Origin of the sequence: Paraburkholderia franconis (assembly GCF_009362735.1) — a bacterium.
GTDB lineage: Bacteria > Pseudomonadota > Gammaproteobacteria > Burkholderiales > Burkholderiaceae > Paraburkholderia > Paraburkholderia franconis.
Genome location: NZ_WHNP01000184.1, coordinates 1 through 3,161, shown reverse-complemented (window position 1 = coordinate 3,161; position 3,161 = coordinate 1). Strand labels below are relative to the sequence as shown.

Here is a 3,161-nt window from a genome sequence, read left to right as displayed (position 1 = left end):
TGTCTACCGTGATGGATGCAGGCAATCCACGCATCTCGCCTAACCGTTGCAACACGTGCTTTACGCGCAGACCCGGCAGTGAAGTGTCGACTTCGATAGCCAGACATTCCCGCGTGTAGTCGTCGACCACATTCAGGCAGCGAAACCGCTGGCCGTAAGCCAGTCCATCAGAAACAAAATCCATCGACCAGCTCTGGTTCGGGCCTGTCGGCACCGGCAGCGGTTTTCGCTCGACGGCGGCAATGCGCTTGCGTCTGCGCTTACGCACGCTCAACCCTGCCTTGCTATACAGACGCCAYGTCCGCTTATGGTTGACCAGCCAGCCTTCGCGACGCAACAGCACATGAATACGGCGGTAGCCGTATCGACGTTTCTGCGCGGCGATGGCCATCATCCTGTCCGTCAGTTCCGCGTCGTCGGTGCGGCGCGATTCGTAACGGAACAGTGAACGCGAAATTCCTACCAGCCCGCAAGCCCGGGTGATACCCATCGCGCGTTCGGTCATCAATATCCCGACCGCCTCGCGTTTGGCTTGCGGGCTTGCTACTTTCGCGACAGCAGGTCCTTCCGCGCGGCATTGTCGAGCATCGACCCTGCCAACAGGCGCTTGAGCCTGTTGTTCTCCTGCTCCAGTTCTTTCAGGCGCTGCGCGTCCGCGACGGTCACTCCGCCGAACTTCGCCTTCCAGTTGTCGTAGGTCGCCTCCGAGATACCGTGCTTGCGGCACAGTTCTGCAGGCTTCAGGCCAGCCTCGGCCTCCTTCAGGATGCCAATAATCTGTTCTTCGCTGAATCGCTTCTTCATTGTCGTTCCTTTTGGGAACGAACTCTACATTGTTATCGGACTAAGCGCGGGGAGCAGGTCAGAAGGGCGAAAGGTTCACGCCCGAGACCGCTTTTCACATGGAAACTACGCTTGGGTTGCCGCATGGGTTTTTTGACCATCCCAATCCCGCGCTCGCGGCCGAGACCATCGCCCGTCTGAAGTCACCGCTCGACTTCGTTCAAGCGGACGACGGGCCAGACGTGGAGCCTGAAGCACCTGAGCCGGCTTCTGCCCTGAACGTCGATCAACAACCATTTCTTAGTTTGTCCGAGGAAGCGCAAATGCCAAGGAAAGCAGCTGGCGGGTCGCCCAGAGCCGTCAAGAATCGTCACAGCGAAATGGCCGGACAGCCTCAACCAAATGCGCCGCTAAAAGCTTCGCCGTCGAAACGCAAGACGTCTCCTGAAACGCCCCAACAGCAACCGCTGGCATTAAGCGACAGCGCCGAGGTAGAAAGCATCCGACGCGCCAATCTCCACGTTCTCACGAGCCGCAAGGGATCGAAAGTAACACTGGGTGTGGTTATGGCGATGAGTGGATCCAACATGAACCATCGGCTATACGGCAAGAAACGCATGGACAGCGTCGAGGCAAACCGGTTCACGGAGCGACTTGGTTTGCCAGTTGGCTGGTTGGATACGCCGCGCTCCGAAGCCGAGATTCCGGAGTCGGTGGCGCGCATGCTTACGCCTGCTTCGCGCGGTCGTGTATCCGAACAACACGAGCCGGTTGCGGCCGCAACAAACGATGGCGTGCCGGGGAGGGTCGATGCGAAGGCGCACCCGGCGCGCGCGCGGGCGGGCGCCCTGGGCGATCCGGAAGGCCCCTCGCCTGTTTCGGTGGATGTCGCAGAGGAGAAAGAGACGACCGTCGTCAGCCCGCAGGATCATGTAAGTGATTTCCGCGACGACCTTGCCGGTCGCTCACCTGAAGAGAGTGATGGCGAGGCCCCGGCAGCCACACCGGCAACCCCTGAGTCGTTCCCTGCCTCCGCCGTACCGCAGCGAAACCCTGTACCGCTCCCCTTCACTTCCGTGACCAGCCTGGACAATCTTCACGGTATTGAACCGATAGCGGAAGCATTGATCAAGACGCTGGCAGGTAAAGCGCGCACGGGTCGACTGGACGAATTGAAAGCGCTGGAACTTTTGCAGCAAGCGGTCCTGTTGTAAGCCGGTGGTAGCGGGCCAAGCCCCCGCGTGCCATGACGTATAAAGCGATAAAGCGCATCGAGGTGGCCTGGCCCCGGTGCGCACGAATAATCCCCCTGGGCGATTTTCTCCCCCTTTCCGCTCTGCGACGATGTTACCGCGATCTCGGGCGTGCCAACGAGAAGCTTCACACGGTCGGCTTCGATCATCGCATTCAGCGCAAACGACGCCCGCGATTCGAGCTGACACCAGCGGCAGTGGCAGCAGTGGACGAACATGGGTCCGCTGCACATGCGATGCCGTATCGCACCACAGGTACAGCGGCCGTCCAACTGGAAGTTATCCATGAAGCCCCCCCATTCGAGTCCGGGTAAAACGCGCACGGCCATCGTAGGGTGTGTAGTCCGTTATCACAAGCAATCCGAGCCGCATGCGACATTTTCAAACGCTGCCCCTAGCCTCCTGCACAGCGAGCCAAAATTTTTGCGAGCGGAGTTCCAGCGAGGTGCGCACTATATGCCACGCGGACAATGACTGTGTTATCGACTTCACCCTGCCATGGGCCAATATGGCCTATTGCTGACAGGGCGTACTGCGCCCGGAGACGTTTATCTAATCTAGAAAAGGGACTCGGTGGGAGCTGAGGCTTGTAGCGGCAAATCGCAGGTGTGTGGATGATGCAGGCAGTGGCTTCCCGCCAGGGCGGCGCGTAGCCTGTGGAGACGGCGGTCTACGTCCTGCCACTGGGTGGCGTCCAGTAAAGACGCGTCGGACAGCGCATAATTCAGTGAGGTAAGCCACCGGCTCTGCCGATGGACTCACCAAGGTTTGACCTTTACGACGGTCGGCGCGAATTTCCTGTCTCTGCCAAGAGAAGGAGATTCACAATGAAAGAGTATCAGAGCCTGAGCCACACGAGATGGGACTGCAAGTATCACGTGGTGTTCATCCCGAAGCGGCGCAAGAAACAGATATTCGGCGTGTTGCGTCGGCAGCTCGGGGAGATATTTCATGAACTGGCGTCCCACAAGGAGTCGAAAATCGTCGAGGGACACCTGATGGGGGATCACGTTCACATGTGCCTGAGCATTCCGCCGAAATAAGCGGTATCGAACGTGGTGGGGTACATCAAGGGCAAGAGCGCAATTCAGATAGCCCGGAAGTACGGCGGTCGGCAACGCAATT

3 protein-coding genes and 2 pseudogenes are annotated in these 3,161 nt (G+C 59.1%); 2 read left to right on the top strand and 3 right to left on the bottom strand.

Features of this window, described 5'->3' with window-relative positions; translation table 11 throughout:
- Window positions 1-505 (bottom strand): IS3 family transposase (locus GCT13_RS51570; RefSeq protein ID WP_152768394.1); only part of this gene is annotated, 505 nt, incomplete at its 3' end.
- 38 nt (window positions 506-543) lie between these two features.
- Window positions 544-804, bottom strand: coding sequence for a transposase (locus GCT13_RS51565; protein WP_152768393.1), 261 nt, complete (start codon window positions 802-804; stop codon window positions 544-546).
- Between the two features lie 62 nt (window positions 805-866).
- Between GCT13_RS51565 and GCT13_RS47265 the strand changes: the two are divergent.
- Window positions 867-1,997 (top strand): annotated as a pseudogene (locus GCT13_RS47265) (hypothetical protein); the annotation flags it as partial.
- Here GCT13_RS47265 and GCT13_RS51560 read toward each other — a convergent pair.
- Window positions 1,880-2,323 (bottom strand): GFA family protein, encoded by a 444-nt coding sequence (locus GCT13_RS51560; RefSeq protein ID WP_407670979.1) that lies wholly within the window; start codon window positions 2,321-2,323, stop codon window positions 1,880-1,882. The pseudogene GCT13_RS47265 and the gene GCT13_RS51560 sit on opposite strands and share 118 nt — an antisense overlap.
- A 540-nt stretch (window positions 2,324-2,863) precedes the next feature.
- Here GCT13_RS51560 and tnpA point away from each other — a divergent pair.
- Window positions 2,864-3,161, top strand: a pseudogene (gene tnpA / locus GCT13_RS47255) (IS200/IS605 family transposase); the annotation flags it as partial.

Coding starts and splice junctions, on each gene's coding strand:
- GCT13_RS51565 (WP_152768393.1), bottom strand. CDS start 804: ATGAAGAAGCGATTCAGCGAAGAACAGATTATTGGCATCCTGAAGGAG.
- GCT13_RS51560 (WP_407670979.1), bottom strand. CDS start 2,323: ATGGATAACTTCCAGTTGGACGGCCGCTGTACCTGTGGTGCGATACGG.